Below are 18,244 nucleotides of genomic sequence, written 5' to 3' on the forward strand. Positions count from 1 at the left end.
CGAAGGCGTCGGGTCAGTCGATACAAATGTTGAATGATCGACCGCTTTCGCGAGCAGGCTCGCTCCCACAGTGTTTAGCGGTGTTGCGTTAAAGTGGGGCGATGCCGTTCGACGATGACGATGTCCGCCCGCGCCCATTCCTCGCGATAACGTTTCGCTTCCTGATACGCCGCCGAGTGGTAGCACGCCAACGCCTGCTCGTAGCTCTCGAACTCGATCACCACGCTACGCTGAGGAGTAGCCCTGCCCTCGAGCGCTTCGCTGCGCCCGCCTCTGGCCAAAAACTTTGCGCCAAATTCGGCAAACGCCTTCGGTGCGCGCTGGGTGTATTGGTTGTAGTGCTCGGCATCGTCGACATCAACGTGGGCAATCCAGTACGCCTTCATAGTGACCTCATTGTTGATTTTGTATTATGGTATACCAATATTATTTCCAACAAACCCTGAGAGTCCAGCATGGCCTTCAACAGCATCGAAGAAATCCTCGAAGATTATCGCCTCGGCAAAATGGTCCTGCTGGTCGATGACGAAGATCGGGAAAACGAAGGCGACCTGCTGCTGGCCGCCGATTGTTGCACGCCCGAGGCGATCAGCTTCATGGCCCGTGAAGCGCGCGGATTGATCTGCCTGACGTTGACCGACGAGCATTGCCAACGCCTGGGCCTGGAGCAGATGGTCCCGAGCAATGGCAGCGTATTCAGCACCGCGTTTACCGTGTCAATTGAAGCGGCGGTCGGCGTCACCACTGGCATTTCTGCGGCCGATCGCGCGCGCACGGTCGCGGCCGCTGTGGCCACAGACGCCCGCGCTGAAGACCTGGTGCAGCCTGGGCACATCTTCCCGCTGCGCGCCAAGGAAGGCGGCGTGCTGACCCGCGCCGGCCACACCGAGGCCGGTTGCGATCTGGCGCGCCTCGCCGGTTTCACCCCGGCCTCGGTGATCGTCGAGGTGATGAACGACGACGGCACCATGGCCCGCCGCCCGGATCTGGAAGTGTTCGCCCGTAAGCACGGAATCAGGATCGGCACCATCGCTGACCTGATTCATTATCGCCTGAGCACCGAGCACACCATCGAACGCATCGGCGAACGTGAGCTGCCGACGGTGCATGGCACCTTCCGCCTTATCACCTTTGAAGACCGCATTGAGGGCGGTGTGCACATGGCGATGGTCATGGGCGATCTGCGCCGCGAAGAGCCGACGCTGGTGCGTGTACATGTGATCGATCCGCTGCGTGATCTGGTCGGCGCCGAGTACAGCGGGCCGAGCAACTGGACGCTGTGGGCGGCGCTGCAACGGGTCGCGGCCGAAGGTCATGGGGTTGTGGTGGTGTTGGCCAATCATGAATCGTCGCAGGCGCTGCTCGAGCGCGTGCCGCAATTGACCCAGCCGCCACGGCAGTTCAGTCGCTCGCAATCGCGGATTTATTCGGAGGTCGGCACCGGGGCGCAGATTCTGCAGAACCTCGGCGTCGGCAAACTGCGCCATCTTGGGCCGCCGCTGAAGTATGCGGGGCTGACCGGGTATGACCTGGAGGTGGTGGAGAGCATTCCGTTTACCGAATAACGCCCAGACACAGGTGATTTCCTGTGGCGAGGGAGCTTGCTCCCGCTGGACTGCGCAGCAGGCCCCAGCTTTTCAGAGAAGCGAGTCGCTTCGCAATCCGGCGGGAACAAGCTCCCTCGCCACAATTCATCTATAGAAAATCCTTCAGCGGTCAAAAAACAGCTTCGCCAGATAACCGGTAAGGCAAAGTGCTTGCACAAAGTTTGGAATACCATAATATGATATTCCATAGACCGGGCGATCTGAAAAACCGCCCGGCTACTGCTCCCGACAGGCGGGCAACAACGCAAGCCCGCTCAAAAAACACAACAATGAGGGCGTAAAAATGGTGTTGAACAAAGCTGCAACCGCAATCCTTTTTGCGGGACTGCTGAGCGTGACTGGCCAGGCTGCAATGGCCGCCGAGAGTGTGAACTTTGTCAGCTGGGGCGGAAGCACCCAGGATGCGCAGAAACAGGCCTGGGCCGATCCGTTCAGCAAGGCCAGCGGCATCACCGTGGTGCAGGACGGCCCGACCGACTACGGCAAACTCAAGGCCATGGTCGAGAGCGGCAACGTGCAATGGGACGTGGTCGATGTCGAAGCTGACTTTGCCCTGCGCGCCGCTGCCGAAGGCCTGCTCGAACCCCTCGACTTCAACGTCATCCAGCGCGACAAGATCGACCCGCGTTTCGTCAGCGACTACGGCGTCGGCTCGTTCTTCTTCTCCTTCGTCCTCGGCTACAACGAGGGCAAGCTCGGCGCTGCCAAGCCGCAAGACTGGAGCGCCCTGTTCGACACCAAGACCTACCCCGGCAAACGCGCCCTGTACAAATGGCCAAGCCCCGGCGTGCTCGAGCTGGCGCTGCTGGCCGACGGCGTAGCGGCTGACAAGCTCTACCCGCTGGACCTGGATCGCGCCTTCAAGAAACTCGACACCATCAAGAAAGACATCGTCTGGTGGGGCGGCGGCGCGCAGTCGCAGCAACTGCTGGCCTCCGGTGAAGCAAGCATGGGCCAGTTCTGGAACGGCCGGATTCATGCCCTGCAGGAAGACGGCGCACCGGTCGGCGTGAGCTGGAAACAGAACCTGGTCATGGCCGACATTCTGGTGATTCCAAAAAGGCTCGAAAAAACAAGGACGCGGCGATGAAGTTTCTGGCCAACGCCAGCAGTGCCAAAGGCCAGGCGGACTTCTCCAACCTGACCGCCTACGCCCCGGTCAACGTCGACAGCGTGGCGCGCCTGGACTCGGTGCTGGCCCCGAATCTGCCGACGGCCTACGCCAAGGATCAAATCACGCTTGATTTCGCGTACTGGGCCAAGAACGGTCAAGCCATCGCGACACGGTGGAACGAATGGCTGGTCAAATGAAAATGGCGGCCACTGCGCCCCGTCCTGCAACGGTGACCGGGAGCGCCACTGGCGCTGCCGGCTCGTCCCCCACCTTCAGACAACGCTGGAAAGGTGCCGGCAATCTCATCCCGGCCCTGCTGTTCCTCGGTTTGTTCTTTCTCGCGCCGTTGATTGGCCTGCTGTTGCGCGGCGTGTTGGAACCGGTGCCGGGCCTCGGCAACTATGAACAACTGTTCGCCAACTCGGCATATGCACGGGTGCTGCTCAACACCTTTTCGGTGGCCGGTCTGGTGACGATTTTCAGCCTGTTGCTGGGCTTCCCACTGGCTTGGGCGATCACCCTGGTGCCACGCGGCTGGGGGCGCTGGATCCTCAACATCGTGCTGCTGTCGATGTGGACCAGCCTGCTCGCCCGCACCTATTCGTGGCTGGTGCTGCTGCAAGCCTCGGGGGTGATCAACAAGGCGCTGATGGCGCTGGGCATCATCGATCAGCCGCTGGAAATGGTGCACAACCTGACCGGCGTGGTGATCGGCATGAGCTACATCATGATCCCGTTCATCGTCCTGCCGTTGCAGGCGACCATGCAGGCCATCGACCCGATGATCCTGCAGGCCGGCTCGATCTGTGGCGCCAGTCCGTGGACCAACTTCTTCCGGGTGTTCCTGCCGCTGTGCCGGCCGGGCCTGGCGTCCGGCGGGTTGATGGTGTTCGTGATGTCGCTCGGTTACTACGTTACCCCGGCGCTGCTCGGCGGGGCGCAGAACATGATGCTGCCGGAGTTCATCATTCAGCAGGTGCAATCGTTCCTCAACTGGGGCCTGGCCAGTGCCGGCGCCGCGTTGCTGATCGCGATCACGCTGGTGCTGTTCTACTTCTACCTGAAGCTTCAGCCGGAATCCCCGGTTGGCGCCAGCAACGCGAGGTAAGCCGAGATGCTCCTGACTCCCAATGCCATGAGCCGCCGCATGCGTTTCGGACTCTACGCCACCACCGGTTTGATCGGCCTGTTTCTGCTGTTGCCGATCGTGTTCATCGTCCTGCTGTCGTTCGGTTCGTCGCAATGGCTGGTGTTCCCGCCGCCGGGCTGGACGTTGAAATGGTACGGCCAGTTCTTCTCCAACGCTGACTGGATGAACGCCGCGGCGGCCAGCCTCAAGGTCGCGGTGCTGACCACGATCTGCGCCGTGGCCCTCGGCCTGCCGACGGCGTTCGCTTTGGTGCGCGGGCGTTTTCCCGGTCGGGAAATGCTCTACGGCCTGTTCACCCTGCCGATGATCGTGCCGCTGGTGATCATCGCCGTGGCGGTGTACGCGCTGTTTCTCAAGCTCGGTTACACAGGGACGATGTTCGCCTTCGTGGTCAGCCATGTGATCGTCGCGCTGCCGTTCACCATCATCTCGATCATCAACTCGCTGAAGCTGTTCGATCAGTCGATTGAAGACGCGGCGGTGATCTGCGGTGCCTCACGCCTGCAAGCGGTGTTCAAGGTGACGTTCCCGGCGATTCGCCCGGGCATGGTTGCCGGCGCCCTCTTCGCCTTCCTCGTATCGTGGGACGAAGTGGTGCTGAGCGTGATGATGGCCAGCCCGACCCTGCAAACCCTTCCCGTGAAAATGTGGACCACCCTGCGCCAGGACCTGACCCCGGTGATCGCCGTCGCTTCGACGCTGCTGATCGGCTTGTCGGTTTTGGTCATGGTCATCGCCGCCGCGCTGCGCCGGCGCAACGAAATCAGCGCCTGAGCGCCCAGGAGTACGACATGAGTGCCGTGATCAAAGACGCCTCCCAGCAGAACGACAAACCTCTGGTCAGCCTGCGTAATCTGAACAAGCACTACGGCGACTTTGCCGCCGTCGACAACATCTCGCTGGACATCAGGGACGGCGAGTTCCTGACCTTCCTCGGCTCCAGTGGCTCGGGCAAAAGCACCACGCTGTCGATGCTCGCCGGGTTCGAAACGCCGAGCAGCGGCGAGATCCTGGTCAACGGTCAGTCGCTGGTCAACGTGCCGCCGCACAAGCGCGACATCGGCATGGTGTTCCAGCGCTATTCGCTGTTCCCGCATTTGTCGGTGCGCGACAACATCGCCTTTCCGCTGGCGATCCGCAAACTCGCCGCCGCCGAACGTGACAAGCGTGTCGACGCGATGTTGAAGCTGGTGCAACTGGAACAATTCGCTCATCGCCGCCCTTCGCAACTGTCTGGCGGGCAACAGCAACGCGTCGCCATCGCCCGCGCGCTGGTCTACGAGCCACGCATTCTGTTGATGGACGAACCCCTTGGAGCGCTGGATAAAAAAACTGCGTGAAGACTTGCAGGATGAACTGCGCCAGTTGCATCGGCGCCTGGGCATCACCATCGTCTACGTGACCCACGATCAGGAAGAAGCGATGCGTTTGTCGCAGCGCATCGCGATATTCAGTCACGGCAAGATTGTCGGCCTGGGCAGCGGTTATGACCTGTACCAGAATCCGCCGAACGCGTTTGTCGCGTCGTTCCTCGGCAACTCGAACTTCCTCAAGCTCAAGGCCCAAGGCAATGCGGCGGCGGGTTTGAGGGGCAGTCGTTGTCGATTCGCCTGACCGCCGGCTTGCACACCGATCAGGATGTGCTGCTGATGGTGCGTCCGGAAAAGGCTGTGGCGCTGAGCGTGCAGCAGGCGAGCGCAGAGCCGCTGGCAGCGGGTTGGAACGAGGTGTCGGCGCAGGTGGTGGAGGTGTTGTTTCTTGGTGAGAGCCAGACGTGCAGCGTGCTCACCGCAGGCGGTACTTCGATGACGGTAAAAGCGTTGTCCGCCGCCGGCATGCCGCTCAAGGCTGGCGATCCGGTGCGGGTACGCTGGGCGACGGCGGATGCCTGTGTCTACACCGAATGGGCTGAAAGCGACCTCAACAAAGCCGCCGGCTCCCACTGATATACCCCACGCAATACACCTCCCTGTGGGAGCGGGCTTGCCCGCGAAGAGGCCGGTACATTCAATATCAATGTTGAATGTGCTGACGTCTTCGCGGGCAAGCCCGCTCCCACAGGAATCTCAGTGTTCAGGCGATCGGAGTGAACCCTTCAATTTCGTCCGGCCACGCCGTGAGGATTTCGAAGCCTGTCTCCGTCACCGCCACCATATGCTCCCACTGCGCCGACAACGAGCCATCCTTGGTCAGCACGGTCCAGCCGTCCGGCATGTTCTTCACATGGCGCTTGCCGGCGTTGAGCATCGGTTCCACGGTGAAGATCATCCCCGCCTTGAGCTTCATGCCCTGATTGGGGAAGCCGTAATGCAGGATCTGCGGTTCATCGTGGTAAACCTTGCCAATGCCATGCCCGCAATACTCGCGCACCACGCTGAAGCCTTCTTTCTCCGCCAGACTCTGGATCGCATGGCCGATGTCGCCCAGCGTCGCGCCCGGACGCACCCTGCGGATGCCGGCGCACATGGCGTCGTAGGTGGTCTTGATCAGGTGCTGCGCTTCTGGCGTCGCCTCGCCAACCACGTACATGCGGCTGGTGTCGCCGAACCAGCCGTCCTTGATCACCGCGATGTCGAGGTTGACGATGTCGCCGTCTTTCAACGGCGTGCCGGACGGAATGCCGTGGCACACCACGTCGTTGACCGAGGCGCAGACGGTTTTCGGGAAACCGTGGTAACCGACGTTGGCCGGAATGGCTTTCTGCACGTTGACGATGTAATCGTTGCACAACCGATCCAGTTCATCGGTGGTCACGCCCGCCTTCACATGCGGTACCAGCATCGCCAGCACCTCGGCGGCCAGCTTGCCGGCAGCGCGTGACTGAGCGATTTCGGCGGGGCTGTTGATCTTGATCTGGTTTCTCATGCGCTGACGGCTTCCTGAGTCAGTTGGTGCAGATCCAGCCCGCCGTTCTGTTCGGCGCGGATCAGCAAGCGGCAAATGGCGCTGTGGTCGAGGTTGGGGTGCAGTTCGGCAAGCATGCCGATGCGCATCCAGTGCTCGGCCTGCGCGTTGATCGAGCGGCTGAGTGCATTGCTGGAGATGCGCAGGTTCTCGTGCATGTCTTCCGAAATCTTTACGATGCCCATATCCAAATCCAATACGAAGTGTATATGGATCGTATATTAGCCAAGCCTCATGGAAAATTGCAAATACACTCCGCAAACCTGCTGACATAAACGTGCAGGAGCTGCCGCAGGCTGCGATCTTTTGATCTTCAAAAAACAAAGTCAAAAGGTCGCAGCCTGCGGCAGCTCCTACAGGGATTTTTTGTTGGCTTTTGGGGGAAACGTGTGGAATTTCAGGCAAAAAAAAGCTGCCCAAAGAGGCAGCAAAAACTTTAAGAACACGCGATGTATTGGGCTCAGGATAGACGCCGGATAATGACAGGGTCATGACAGCCAACAATTCACTGAACCGCCCCTGCCCCGTCATCAGGATGTCATCAAGCGCATCGCAGAATCCTCGCAAACCGTCTTGAGCCTTCGACGGATGCTTTGCAGGGATTCCCATGAAAGAAGACGCCTCGCTCTTTGCCGCCATCGACCTGGGTTCGAATGCGTTTCGCCTGATGATCGGCCAGTCGGTTCGCAGTCGAAAAGGCTTGATGATCCAGGAAGTCAAAACCCTGCGTGAACCGGTGCGACTGGCCGAAGGTTTTGACGGTGGTGCTCTGGACGAAATGGCGCTGGACCGGGGCTGGCAGGCGCTGGCGCGGTTCGGCAAGAAACTGCGCGGGTTCGAGGCCGGCAAGGTTCGCGCAGTGGCGACCAGCGCAGTGCGCGAGGCCGACAATGCGCAGCTGTTTCTGCACAGCGCCGAACGTCATCTGGGGTTTCGCATCGATGTCATTTCCGGCCATGAAGAGGCGCAACTGGTCTATGCCGGCGTCGCCCATTCCCTGCCGGGCGCTGAAGACATGCGCTTGGTGGTCGATATCGGCGGTGGTTCCACCGAGCTGATTCTCGGCCAGGGCACACAACCGCTGCTCACCGAAAGCATCGCCATCGGCAGCGGCACCCTGGGCGCCCGCTATTTCCCTGACGGGCGCATCGCACCCGGTGCGCTGCAGGAAGCCGAACGCGTGGCGATCCTGCACTTCGAGAAAGTCGCCCGCCGCTACCGCGCGCAGGGTTGGCAGCAGACCATTGGCTCGTCCGGCACGGCGCGAATGCTGGCGAAAGTGCTGAAGGCCAATCGCTTGAACGACTTCGGCCAGGATGGCATTACCTATGGCGGGTTGTTGCGTTTGTCGCTGTTGCTGCTGAAGGTGAAAAACGTTCAGCAGTTGAAGCTGGCAGGTTTGCAGCCGCATCGCCAGAGCATTTTGCCCGGCGGATTGGTATTGATGCTGGCGGCGTTCAAGGCATTCGGGATTTCGCAGATGGCGCCGTCGGAACCGGGGCTGCGCCTGGGTGTGCTGCATGGATTGATGAGCCGGCACTGATACCCTACACACTCCAGTGTGGGAGCGGGCTTGCCCGCGAAGGCGAAGTGTCAGTCGAGAATTATTCAGCTGACACTCCGCTTTCGCGAGCAAGCTCGCTCCCACAGGGTTTGTATTCAGGCTTCAGGCCAGTTCTTTGCGTAGCTGACGGGCAGCGGCAACCATGTGCACCAGTGCCGCCTCAGTCTCCGGCCAGCCACGGGTTTTCAAGCCGCAATCCGGGTTGACCCACAACCGCTCGGCCGGAATCCGCTGCGCTGCCTTGCGCAGCAAACTGGCCATCTCCGAAGCATCGGGAACGCGTGGCGAGTGGATGTCGTAGACACCCGGGCCGATCTCGTTCGGATAGGCGAAGGCTTCGAAGGCATCGAGCAATTCCATGTCCGAGCGCGAGGTTTCGATGGTGATCACGTCGGCGTCCATCGCCGCGATGGATTCGATCACGTCGTTGAATTCGCTGTAACACATGTGCGTGTGAATCTGGGTTTCGTCACGCACACCCGAGGCGCACAGGCGGAACACTTCGGTGGCCCAGTCCAGATAGTGCTGCCATTGCGCGCGGCGCAGCGGCAAGCCTTCGCGGAATGCGGCCTCGTCGATCTGCACGATCTTGATTCCGGCGGCCTCCAGATCCACCACTTCGTCACGGATCGCCAGCGCCAGTTGCCGCGCCTGCACTTCACGGGACACGTCCTCGCGGGGGAACGACCACATCAGCATGGTCACCGGGCCGGTCAGCATGCCTTTCATGACCTTGCCGGTCAGGCCCTGAGCATAGCGGATCCAGTCCACGGTCATGGCTTGCGGACGGCTCAGATCACCGACGATCACTGCCGGCTTCACGCAACGTGAACCGTAGCTCTGCACCCAGCCAAAACGGGTGAACACATAGCCGTCGAGTTGCTCGGCGAAGTACTCGACCATGTCGTTGCGCTCGGCTTCTCCGTGCACCAGCACATCGAGCCCCAGTTGCTCCTGGATTTCCACGGCGTGACGGATTTCGCTGTACATGGCTTCGGTGTATTCAGCTTCGCTGAGCTTGCCTTGCTTGAACGACTGACGCGCCAGACGAATCGAGGCGGTCTGCGGAAATGAACCGATGGTGGTGGTCGGGAACAGCGGCAGATCGAGGCCGGCGCGCTGCTTGGCGATGCGCTGGGTAAACGGCGACTGGCGCTGGCTGTCCTGCGCGGTAATGGCCGCCACACGGGCCTGCACCGCCGGTTTGTGAATACGTGGCGAGGCGGCGCGGCTGGTCTGTACCGAGCGGCTTTGGGTCAAGGCGCGGAGCACCTTTGGTGACTCAGGCTCGTTGACGGCCTGCGCCAGCACGGCGACTTCTTCACACTTCTGCACGGCAAACGCCAGCCAGCTTTTCAGCTCGGCATCGAGCTGGTCTTCGCGACTCAGGTCCACCGGACTGTGCAGCAGCGAGCAGGACGGCGCGACCCACAGCCGATCCCCCAGCCGTTCATGCGCATGCTGCAACGTCGCCAGCGCATGTTCCAGATCGCAACGCCAGACGTTGCGACCGTTGACCAGGCCCAGCGACAACACTTTGTAGGCCGGCAGGCGATCGAGGATGGTCGGGTACTGTTCCGCTGCGCGCACCAGATCGATGTGCAGACCGTCAACCGGCAGGTTAGCGGCCAGACCGAGGTTCTCTTCCAGACCACCGAAGTAAGTGGCGAGCAGTTTCTTCAGCGGATCGCGCTGGATCTGGTTGTACGCACGCTCGAAAGCGTTCTTCCACTCCTGCGGCAGGTCGAGCACCAGAATCGGCTCGTCGATTTGCACCCATTCCACACCGAGGGCGGCGAGCCGGGCGAAGATCTGCCCGTACAGCGGCAGCAGGCGGTCGAGCAATTCCAGCTTGTCGAATGCGGCGCCTTTGGCCTTGCCCAGCCATAGATAAGTCAGTGGGCCGATAATCACCGGTTTGACGTTATGGCCGAGGGCACGGGCCTCTTCGACTTCTTCGAACAACTGTTCCCAGCCGAGCTGGAACTGTTGATCGACACTGAATTCCGGGACCAGATAGTGGTAGTTGGTGTCGAACCACTTGGTCATTTCCTGAGCGTGCGCACCGCCGCAGCAGCTGTCGCTGACACCACGGGCCATGCCGAACAGGGTCTGCAGGCTGGGTTTGCCGTCGTGCGGACGGAAACGCTCGGGGATCACCCCGAACATCAGCGAGTGAGTCAGCACCTGGTCGTACCAGGCGAAATCGCCCACCGGCAGCAGCTCGATGCCGCTGTTTTTCTGCAAGTCCCAATGGGCCTTGCGTAGTTCACGACCCACTTCACGCAGGCCGGCCTCGTTCAGTTCTCCTTTCCAGAACGCCTCTTGCGCTTTCTTCAGTTCGCGGTCGCGACCGATGCGCGGAAATCCGAGGGAATGGGCCAGTGCCATGACAAACAACTCCAATGTCTTGTTGATGGCGGCCATTGTCGGGATCAGGCACTGGTGAGACAAACTCATTTTAATCTTGATGATCACAAGTTTCCCTCATGATCGAATGCCAGCTGTTTTGCCCGCTGAAAACATGTTTTGCCCTGCAGGATATTCCTGCGCGAATCAAGCAATCGAGCGCGGTCACGACGCCCTTTGAATACTCAATGACGCCTTGATGTAAACCCTCTGAAACCGCGCCGTTGCAGGCTTTGATTCTGTTCTATGGTTAGATCGAAATGGCTGTATCTGCGGCTGACTAATGGTTGCGACAGATCATGTCTGCGCCTATGTTGCACGCGAGCTTTTCCCCGCGAATGGAACGCGATCAACACCACTACAAGAGGTGAAGAAATGTCAAAGGATTCACGCCCTGCCGTACTTGGGCTGATCGGCAATACGCCGTTGGTACAAGTTACCCGCTTCGATACCGGCCTCTGCACACTGTTTCTCAAACTGGAATCACAAAACCCCGGCGGCTCGATCAAGGACCGCATCGGTCTGGCGATGATCGACGCCGCTGAACGCGACGGGCGCCTGCAACCGGGTGGCACCATCGTCGAGGCCACCGCCGGCAATACCGGCCTGGGTCTGGCGCTGGTCGGCCGGGCCAAGGGCTACCGCGTGGTGCTGGTGGTGCCGGACAAGATGTCCACCGAGAAAGTCCTGCACTTGAAAGCCATGGGCGCCGAAGTGCACATCACCCGCTCGGACGTCGGCAAGGGCCACCCCGAGTATTATCAGGACGTCGCCGCCCGCCTGGCGAAAGACATTCCCGGCGCGTTCTTCGCCGACCAGTTCAACAACCCCGCCAACCCGCTGGCACACGAGTGCAGCACCGCGCCGGAAATCTGGGCGCAGACCGAGCATGATCTGGACGCGATCGTGGTCGGCGTCGGTTCCGCCGGCACCCTGACCGGGCTGAGCCGCTTCTTCAAACGGGTACAGCCGGATCTGCAAATGGTCCTCGCCGATCCGGTGGGTTCGGTGATGGCGCAATACAGCCGCGACGGCACGATGCCGACGCCCGGTTCGTGGGCCGTGGAAGGCATCGGCGAAGACTTCATTCCGTCGATCACCGACCTCAGCAGCGTGCGCCACGCCTACTCGATCAGCGACGAAGAAAGCTTCGATCATGCCCGTCAGTTGCTCAAGGCCGAAGGCATTCTCGGGGGTTCGTCCACCGGCACCCTGCTCGCCGCCGCGCTGCGTTATTGCCGCGAACAGACCGAGCCCAAACGCGTGGTCAGCTTCGTCTGCGACACCGGCACGCGCTATCTGTCGAAGGTCTACAACGACCAGTGGATGACCGATCAGGGCCTGTTGCAGCGCAAACGCTATGGCGACCTGCGCGATCTGATCGCCCGCCGCTTCGAGGACGGCCGCGTGATCAGCGTCGGCCCCGACGACACCCTGCTGACCGCGTTCCAGCGCATGCGTCTGGCGGATGTCTCACAACTGCCGGTGCTGGTTGAAGGCAAACAACTGGTCGGCGTGATCGACGAATCCGACATCTTGCTCGCGGTGCACGAAGACGCCGCGCGCTTCAGTCAATCGGTATCCAGCGTGATGACCGACAAACTGCAAACCCTCGCACCTGGCGCCCATCTCACCGAGCTGGAAGCGGTGCTCAGTCGTGGCCTCGTGGCGATCATTGCCGACGCTTCGGGCTTCCACGGTCTGATTACCCGCACCGACATGCTCAACCAATTACGGAGATCCCTCGCATGAGTCAGCACGACGATAAATCCCAAGGCTTCGCGACCCGGGTGATCCACGCCGGGCAAACGCCTGACCCGACCACCGGTGCGCTGATGCCGCCGATCTACGCCAACTCGACGTACCTGCAGGACAGCCCCGGCGTGCACAAGGGCTTCGACTACGGGCGCTCGCACAACCCGACGCGTTTTGCCCTGGAGCGTTGCGTGGCGGATCTGGAAGGTGGCACCCGCGCCTTCGCGTTCGCGTCCGGGCTGGCGACGATCTCCACCGTGCTTGAACTGATCGATGCCGGTTCCCACGTCATCTCCGGCAATGACCTGTACGGCGGCACGTTCCGCCTGTTCGACAAGGTGCGCCAGCGCAGTGCCGGACACCGTTTCAGCTATGTCGATCTGACTGACCTGGCGGCGTTCGAAGCGGCGCTGCAGGACGACACCCGCCTGGTGATTGTCGAGTCGCCGACCAACCCGCTGCTGAGCCTGTCGGATCTGGCCGCGATTGCGCGCATCTGCCGCGCACGCGGAATCATCAGCGTTGCCGACAACACCTTCGCCAGCCCGTACATTCAGCGCCCGCTGGAGCTGGGTTTCGACATCGTGCTGCACTCGACCACCAAGTACCTGAACGGTCACTCCGACGTGATCGGTGGTATCGCGGTAGTTGGGCAGAATGCCGAACTGGCGGACAAACTCGGCTTCCTGCAAAACGCGGTCGGCGCGATTTCCGGCCCGTTCGATGCGTTCCTGACCCTGCGCGGGGTGAAAACCCTGGCGCTGCGCATGGAGCGTCATTGCAGCAACGCGCTGGAACTGGCCAAGTGGCTGGAGCAGCAGCCGCAGGTCAAACGCGTTTACTACCCAGGCCTGCCGTCGCACCCGCAACATGAGTTGGCCAAACGGCAGATGCATGGTTTTGGCGGGATGATCTCGGTGGATCTGAACAGTGATCTGGAGGGCGCACGGCGCTTTCTGGAAAACGTGAAGATCTTTGCCCTGGCAGAGAGTTTGGGCGGTGTTGAAAGCCTGATCGAGCACCCGGCGATCATGACCCACGCGACCATTCCCGCTGAAACCCGCGCCAAACTGGGCATCGGCGACGGCCTGGTGCGTCTGTCGGTGGGGGTCGAAGATCTCGAAGACCTGCGCGCCGATCTGGCGTATGCGCTGACGAAGATTTGACCCTGCAACAACGACAAAGCCCGCAGTGATGCGGGCTTTGGTTTATTCGAGTAGGCGGCCAGTGCTGGTCTCTGGCTTACAAGGTTTATCGGGCCTCTCACAGTACAAAAGCAACCATGGAAAAAGAACGGCGCTTTGCTGCCTCACACGGCATAAGGGCTGGATCTCAGCGCGGAGATCTTTCTAACCGTGTACCCTTCGGAACGCGCCCCACGTCCCCTTGCTATCCGCTTGCGCATCAGTCTGCGTCTTCGCCTACACCTTTGAGGCTAGCAAATGCCACCGAGTGATGGTCAGGTGTTTTTAGACTGATTTCCTTCAAGCCCCCGTCTGCAAGGAAGTTAACCGACTATCACTTGCTCCCCCCGGCCAGCCATGGCCCGTGTTTGACGATCTATACTTTTCAGCTCGCTTTCGCAGTTTCATGCAATACGTCGACACCCGTGCGCGTTACCGTGCGCCCGTGCCAATCGCCAATCTGGTCAACCCCGGGCCAACGGAATGCTGTGTGGCTGATGGGTCGTGGAGAAAATCATGAAACACACGCTTTTATCAGGCGCCATTCTTGCGGTCGCGGCGACCGTGATGTTGCCAACGGTTTGGGCTGCGCAGCCGCAGGCGATGGCCTCTGATGGTTCGGATCATGTGGGAGCCGGCGCAGTGGCGTCCGATGGCTCTGATCACGTCGGCGCCGGTGCAGTCGCCTCCGATGGCTCTGATCATGTCGGGGGCTGGCGCAGTCGCCTCCGATGGCTCTGATCATGTCGGGGCTGGCGCGGTAGCCTCCGATGGCTCTGATCATGTGGGGGGCTGGCGCAGTGGCGTCCGATGGTTCCGACCATGTCGGCGCTGGTGCAGTCGCCTCGGATGGCTCTGATCATGTCGGGGCTGGCGCAGTGGCTTCCGATGGTTCCGACCACGTCGGTGCTGGTGCACTGGCCTCCGACGGCACCGACAAGGTCGGCGCCAATCGGTATGCCTACTCACGCGTCGGTGTCGGTTCTGATCGCGTCGCTTCGGCGCTGATGACCGGCAGCTATTCCGACCAGTTCAACGCCCCTCAGTAATCAACGCAGGGCGACCCGTTCGGGTCGCCTCTCCCACCGCGGCACTAGCACATTTGTGCTAATCGACCACCTCGCCACCCCGGCGCTATATTCCCTCGCAACCCCCGACGTTCCCCCAACATTGCCACCGTGCAGTGCGCGGGATCGTTGTGCCTGGACATCAGAACAACACCAAGGAAGAAGCACCATGAAACTGCATTCCAATCTGTGCAAAGTAGCCATTGTCGGCGCCCTGATGCTGGGCGCCAGCGGTTGCCAGACTGCCAAACCTACCGAAGCCAGCATGAAAGAACGGGCCCAGACCGTCATCGGCAAACCGGTGTCGAAAATCGATAACATCCGCAGCGACAGCACCCTCACCTACTACACCGCGTATACCTCGGCCGGCGAGTACAACTGCGAGTTGCCCAGCGGGGCGATTATCGCGGTGGCGAGCATGGGCATCATGACTCCGCCGCTGTCTTGCCTGCCCAAAGGCGCCTCACCGATCCCCGTTCAGTAATTGATTTCTCCGGTAAAGGACGACGCTCATCATGAAAACCCTGATCGCTACTCTCACCCTCACCGCCCTCGCCCTGACCGGCTGCGCCACGCCCAAACAGTGGGAAGCCACCGGCGGCAGCAAGAACGACGGCGTGGTCCAGGTTTCCTACGAACTGGGCCAGTTCGAAAGCGGCCAGACCAACGCCGCGCAAGGTCTGACTGTCGCGATGGAGCGCTGCAAGACCTGGGGTTACAAGAACGCCGAGGTGACCGGTTCGGAGAAAAACATCTGCCGCACCATGGGCCAGTACAACTGCCTGCAAACCACCATCACTCAGGACTACCTCTGCAAGCGTTGAGTCAGACCTGCTCGGCCGGCTCGGTTTGCCGGTCGCGTAGGGCCCGCAAGGTCGCGCGCAGCTCGGCCGGGCGTACCGGTTTGGACAGGATGGCAATTTGGCGGTCGTGCAAGGCCGCCTGTATTTTCTCGATGTCATGCCCGGTGATGATCATCGCCGGCACCGCAAAACCACGCTGGCGCCGCACCTCGTCGATGCACTCGATGCCCGTGGAATGCGTACCCAGATCGTAATCGGCGACGATGATGTCGCAATCGGTGACCAGCCCCTGCCCGCTCAACTCGCCTTGCACCACGCAGCCCCAGCGCTCAAGCAGCGCCGACGTCGCCAGCAACACGTTGCGATCATCCTCCACCAGACACACCTTCAGCCCGGTCAACAGGCCGGCCTGCCGCACATCGTCACGCATGGCCGGCAATTGCGGCGCCACGGCCACCGGCAAGCCATACAGGGTGACCGCCGTGCCGCGCCCAAGCTGCGAGCGCAACGCCACATCGACGCCGATCAACTGCCCCAGACGCTTGACGATCGACAACCCGAGGCCGACGCCTTCCACGTCCTTGTCACGCACTTGGCGCACCCGATAAAACTCTTCAAACACTTTCGGCAGATGCTCCTCGGCAATGCCGTTGCCGCGGTCATAAATCACGATGGCCAGCCCGACACCGCGTTTGCGCACGCCGATCAGCACCGGGCGTTGCGCGCCGTACTTGAAACAGTTGGAAAGCACGTTCTGCACCATGGTCGCGAGCAACGCCGGATCGCTCTGTACCCAGTATTTGCATGGACGCAGGCGCAATTCCACACCGGCCCAGCGCGCGGCTTCGGCGTTCTGGCGGACCAGATCGGCCAGCCACTCGCCCAGATTGAACACCTGCAACCTGGGCAGGACGCGCCCGTTGTCGAGGGTGTAGAGGTCAAGAATCGAACGGAACAACTGCGAGACGTTGAGCAGCGAACGGTCGATGTTGTCGACCAGTTGCCGCTCCTGCTCACCCAGCCGCGATTCGCGCAGGCACGCCGTGAACAGACCGATGGAGTGAATCGGCTGGCGCAGATCATGGCTGGCCTGGGCGAGAAAACGCGACTTTTCCAGATTGGCTGCGACGGCTTCTTCAGAGGCCTTGCGCGTGCGTTCCAGCAGCAAGTGCGCGTAGAACGGGATCACCGTGCTGGTGAGCATCAACATCAGCACCATGTACGGTTGCGCCTGCCACACCGGCGTCAACCGGTACACCGCCAGCAACGCCAGCAGCGCCAACCCCGTGGCAATCGCCAGGTAGCGCGAGCCATAGCGCATGCCGTTGCCCAGATTGACCCAGATGATCACCGCGTACAGCGGCAACGCCGCTTCACCGCCGAGCACCAGGCCGAAGCAGGTGCCGGTGTAATCGTGGATCATGCCGAAAACCCGCCGCGCCGGGTAATGCCCGGGCCAGCGCGCAATGGCCTGGCGCAAGGCAATCGACGCCAGCAGAAACAGCGCGATGTAGACCACCACCGGCAGATAGGTAGCGAAGCGCTGACCCGGCAACACGCCGAGCACGCAGATGTAAATCATGGCAATGCTGGCGATGATGATCCGCAGATTGGCCTGATCCAGCTCGGTGTTTTTCTCGAACTTCATGGGCAACGTCCTTGTGCGACAGTCGTCAGTTTCAGCAGCGGCCGGCAGGCAATCCGCGTCTGCGGTGCTAAGGTGCATGCCGTAAACCACGCCTGATCCAGGGAGGGTCACGCCATGACCGGCCGAATCATCATAGCCGACGATCACCCGATGTTTCGCGAAGCCATGCGGCGCACTGTGCAGCGCCTGTTGCCCGAGGCAACTATCGAGGAAGCCGGCGACCTCGACGCTGTGCTGGCCTTGCTGCCCGCCGGCAACGAGCCGGACACGCTGATTCTCGACCTGCGCTTCCCCGGCCTGACCTGCATCAGCCAACTCGCCGAGCTGCGCCAAAGACTGCCACGCACCACATTGATCGTAGTGTCGATGGTCGACGACGAGGCGTTGATCGGCGAAGTAATGGCGGCCGGCATCGACGGCTTCATCGGCAAGAACATCGCCCCGGATGAGATCGGCCAGGCGATTCTGGCGATCCGCGAAGGCGAGGTACTGGTCAGGTTCGCGCCTTCCGGGCTGCTGCCGCTGGAGACCGGCACCGCCCTCACCCCGCGTCAGCAGGATGTGTTGCGGCTGATCGCCCAAGGCAAGACCAACAAGGAGATCGCCCGGGAACTGGATATCTCGCCGTTCACCGTGCGCATCCATGTGTCATCGTTGCTGCGCACGCTCAATGTGCCGTCGCGGGCAGCCGCTGCGGTGAAGTATTCGGGAGGCAGCGGCGCAATTTAAATGAACCCTGCGCGCTTGGGCTCACCTAACTGAAAGACCATCAGGAGGTAGCCCATGCAAATTGAACCCGTCTGGATCGTACTCGCCGTCGTTCTTGTGATCGTTGAATTGTGGGCGATCAACAGGGTGCGCAAGAGCGCAGGCAAAGGCAGCAATAAAGGCGTGTGGATTATCGCCATCGTGTTCGTGCCGTTGTTTGGCCTGATTGCCTGGGCACTGGCCGGCCCGAAACACGTTACGCAGGATTGAGAAAATCCCCCTTTAGGAGCTGCCGCAGGCTGCGATCTTTTGACTTTCAAGATCAAAAGGA

16 protein-coding genes and 2 pseudogenes are annotated in these 18,244 nt (G+C 61.2%); 13 read left to right on the forward strand and 5 right to left on the reverse strand.

The window, feature by feature from the left end:
* Positions 1 to 74 precede the first annotated feature (74 nt).
* A complete protein-coding gene (locus HT737_RS03955; RefSeq protein ID WP_182401515.1) occupies positions 75 to 386 on the reverse strand; it encodes a DUF1330 domain-containing protein in 312 nt (103 codons plus the stop codon).
* A 69-nt stretch (positions 387 to 455) separates the two neighbouring features.
* Between HT737_RS03955 and ribBA the strand changes: the two genes are divergently transcribed.
* From ribBA to HT737_RS03980, 5 genes and pseudogenes are all read left to right on the forward strand, one after another.
* Positions 456 to 1,565 (forward strand): bifunctional 3,4-dihydroxy-2-butanone-4-phosphate synthase/GTP cyclohydrolase II, encoded by a 1,110-nt coding sequence (ribBA, locus tag HT737_RS03960; RefSeq protein ID WP_095666807.1) that lies wholly within the window; start codon positions 456 to 458, stop codon positions 1,563 to 1,565.
* 325 nt (positions 1,566 to 1,890) lie between these two features.
* Positions 1,891 to 2,918, forward strand: a pseudogene (locus HT737_RS03965) (ABC transporter substrate-binding protein).
* Complete coding sequence (locus HT737_RS03970; protein WP_047293860.1) at positions 2,915 to 3,829, forward strand: ABC transporter permease; 915 nt, start codon at positions 2,915 to 2,917, stop codon at positions 3,827 to 3,829. The pseudogene HT737_RS03965 and the gene HT737_RS03970 overlap by 4 nt, the downstream one beginning before the upstream one ends.
* A 6-nt stretch (positions 3,830 to 3,835) precedes the next feature.
* Positions 3,836 to 4,645 carry an ABC transporter permease gene (locus tag HT737_RS03975; RefSeq protein ID WP_025111627.1) on the forward strand — a complete coding sequence of 270 codons (810 nt, stop codon included), beginning with the start codon at positions 3,836 to 3,838 and terminating at the stop codon, positions 4,643 to 4,645.
* 17 nt (positions 4,646 to 4,662) lie between these two features.
* Positions 4,663 to 5,817 (forward strand): annotated as a pseudogene (locus HT737_RS03980) (ABC transporter ATP-binding protein).
* Between the two features lie 127 nt (positions 5,818 to 5,944).
* On the opposite strand, the gene map reads toward HT737_RS03980, so the two are convergent.
* Positions 5,945 to 6,736 (reverse strand): type I methionyl aminopeptidase, encoded by a 792-nt coding sequence (map, locus tag HT737_RS03985; protein WP_121185015.1) that lies wholly within the window; start codon positions 6,734 to 6,736, stop codon positions 5,945 to 5,947.
* Positions 6,733 to 6,960 (reverse strand): ParD-like family protein, encoded by a 228-nt coding sequence (locus HT737_RS03990; protein ID WP_003225727.1) that lies wholly within the window; start codon positions 6,958 to 6,960, stop codon positions 6,733 to 6,735. Before HT737_RS03990 ends, map begins: the two co-directional genes overlap by 4 nt.
* Positions 6,961 to 7,382: 422 nt before the next feature.
* Between HT737_RS03990 and HT737_RS03995 the strand changes: the two genes are divergently transcribed.
* A complete protein-coding gene (locus HT737_RS03995) occupies positions 7,383 to 8,318 on the forward strand; it encodes a Ppx/GppA family phosphatase (protein ID WP_047293852.1) in 936 nt (311 codons plus the stop codon).
* A gap of 123 nt (positions 8,319 to 8,441) precedes the next feature.
* Here the strand turns inward: HT737_RS03995 and metE are convergent, their stop codons facing one another.
* Positions 8,442 to 10,730 (reverse strand): 5-methyltetrahydropteroyltriglutamate--homocysteine S-methyltransferase, encoded by a 2,289-nt coding sequence (gene metE, locus HT737_RS04000; protein ID WP_182401521.1) that lies wholly within the window; start codon positions 10,728 to 10,730, stop codon positions 8,442 to 8,444.
* 393 nt (positions 10,731 to 11,123) lie between these two features.
* Here metE and HT737_RS04005 point away from each other — a divergent pair, with 393 nt between their 5' ends.
* The 5 genes from HT737_RS04005 (at position 11,124) to yecR (ending at position 15,578) form a co-directional block, all read left to right on the forward strand.
* On the forward strand, positions 11,124 to 12,500 hold the full coding sequence (locus tag HT737_RS04005; protein ID WP_121185011.1) for a cystathionine beta-synthase: 1,377 nt from the start codon (positions 11,124 to 11,126) through the stop codon (positions 12,498 to 12,500).
* Positions 12,497 to 13,669 (forward strand): cystathionine gamma-synthase, encoded by a 1,173-nt coding sequence (locus HT737_RS04010; protein WP_041062583.1) that lies wholly within the window; start codon positions 12,497 to 12,499, stop codon positions 13,667 to 13,669. Before HT737_RS04005 ends, HT737_RS04010 begins: the two co-directional genes overlap by 4 nt.
* A 788-nt stretch (positions 13,670 to 14,457) precedes the next feature.
* Entirely contained in the window at positions 14,458 to 14,736 is a 279-nt protein-coding gene (locus HT737_RS31705; RefSeq protein ID WP_374011133.1) for a hypothetical protein, read from the forward strand.
* 187 nt (positions 14,737 to 14,923) lie between these two features.
* Positions 14,924 to 15,238 carry a hypothetical protein gene (locus tag HT737_RS04020; RefSeq protein ID WP_041062586.1) on the forward strand — a complete coding sequence of 105 codons (315 nt, stop codon included), beginning with the start codon at positions 14,924 to 14,926 and terminating at the stop codon, positions 15,236 to 15,238.
* Between the two features lie 31 nt (positions 15,239 to 15,269).
* Positions 15,270 to 15,578 (forward strand): YecR family lipoprotein, encoded by a 309-nt coding sequence (gene yecR, locus HT737_RS04025; RefSeq protein ID WP_182401517.1) that lies wholly within the window; start codon positions 15,270 to 15,272, stop codon positions 15,576 to 15,578.
* Between the two features lies 1 nt (position 15,579).
* Here yecR and HT737_RS04030 read toward each other — a convergent pair whose 3' ends face one another.
* The gene (locus tag HT737_RS04030; protein WP_182401519.1) at positions 15,580 to 17,205 is read right to left on the reverse strand and encodes a hybrid sensor histidine kinase/response regulator; all 1,626 of its coding nucleotides are present in this window, start codon (positions 17,203 to 17,205) and stop codon (positions 15,580 to 15,582) included.
* A gap of 114 nt (positions 17,206 to 17,319) precedes the next feature.
* Between HT737_RS04030 and HT737_RS04035 the strand changes: the two genes are divergently transcribed.
* Positions 17,320 to 17,934, forward strand: a complete 615-nt coding sequence (locus HT737_RS04035; protein ID WP_041062595.1) for a response regulator transcription factor — start codon at positions 17,320 to 17,322, stop codon at positions 17,932 to 17,934.
* A gap of 54 nt (positions 17,935 to 17,988) precedes the next feature.
* The gene (locus HT737_RS04040; protein WP_027613057.1) at positions 17,989 to 18,183 is read left to right on the forward strand and encodes a PLD nuclease N-terminal domain-containing protein; all 195 of its coding nucleotides are present in this window, start codon (positions 17,989 to 17,991) and stop codon (positions 18,181 to 18,183) included.
* Positions 18,184 to 18,244 lie beyond the last annotated feature (61 nt).

This window comes from Pseudomonas sp. MD195_PC81_125 (assembly GCF_014060985.1).
GTDB lineage: Bacteria > Pseudomonadota > Gammaproteobacteria > Pseudomonadales > Pseudomonadaceae > Aquipseudomonas > Aquipseudomonas parakoreensis.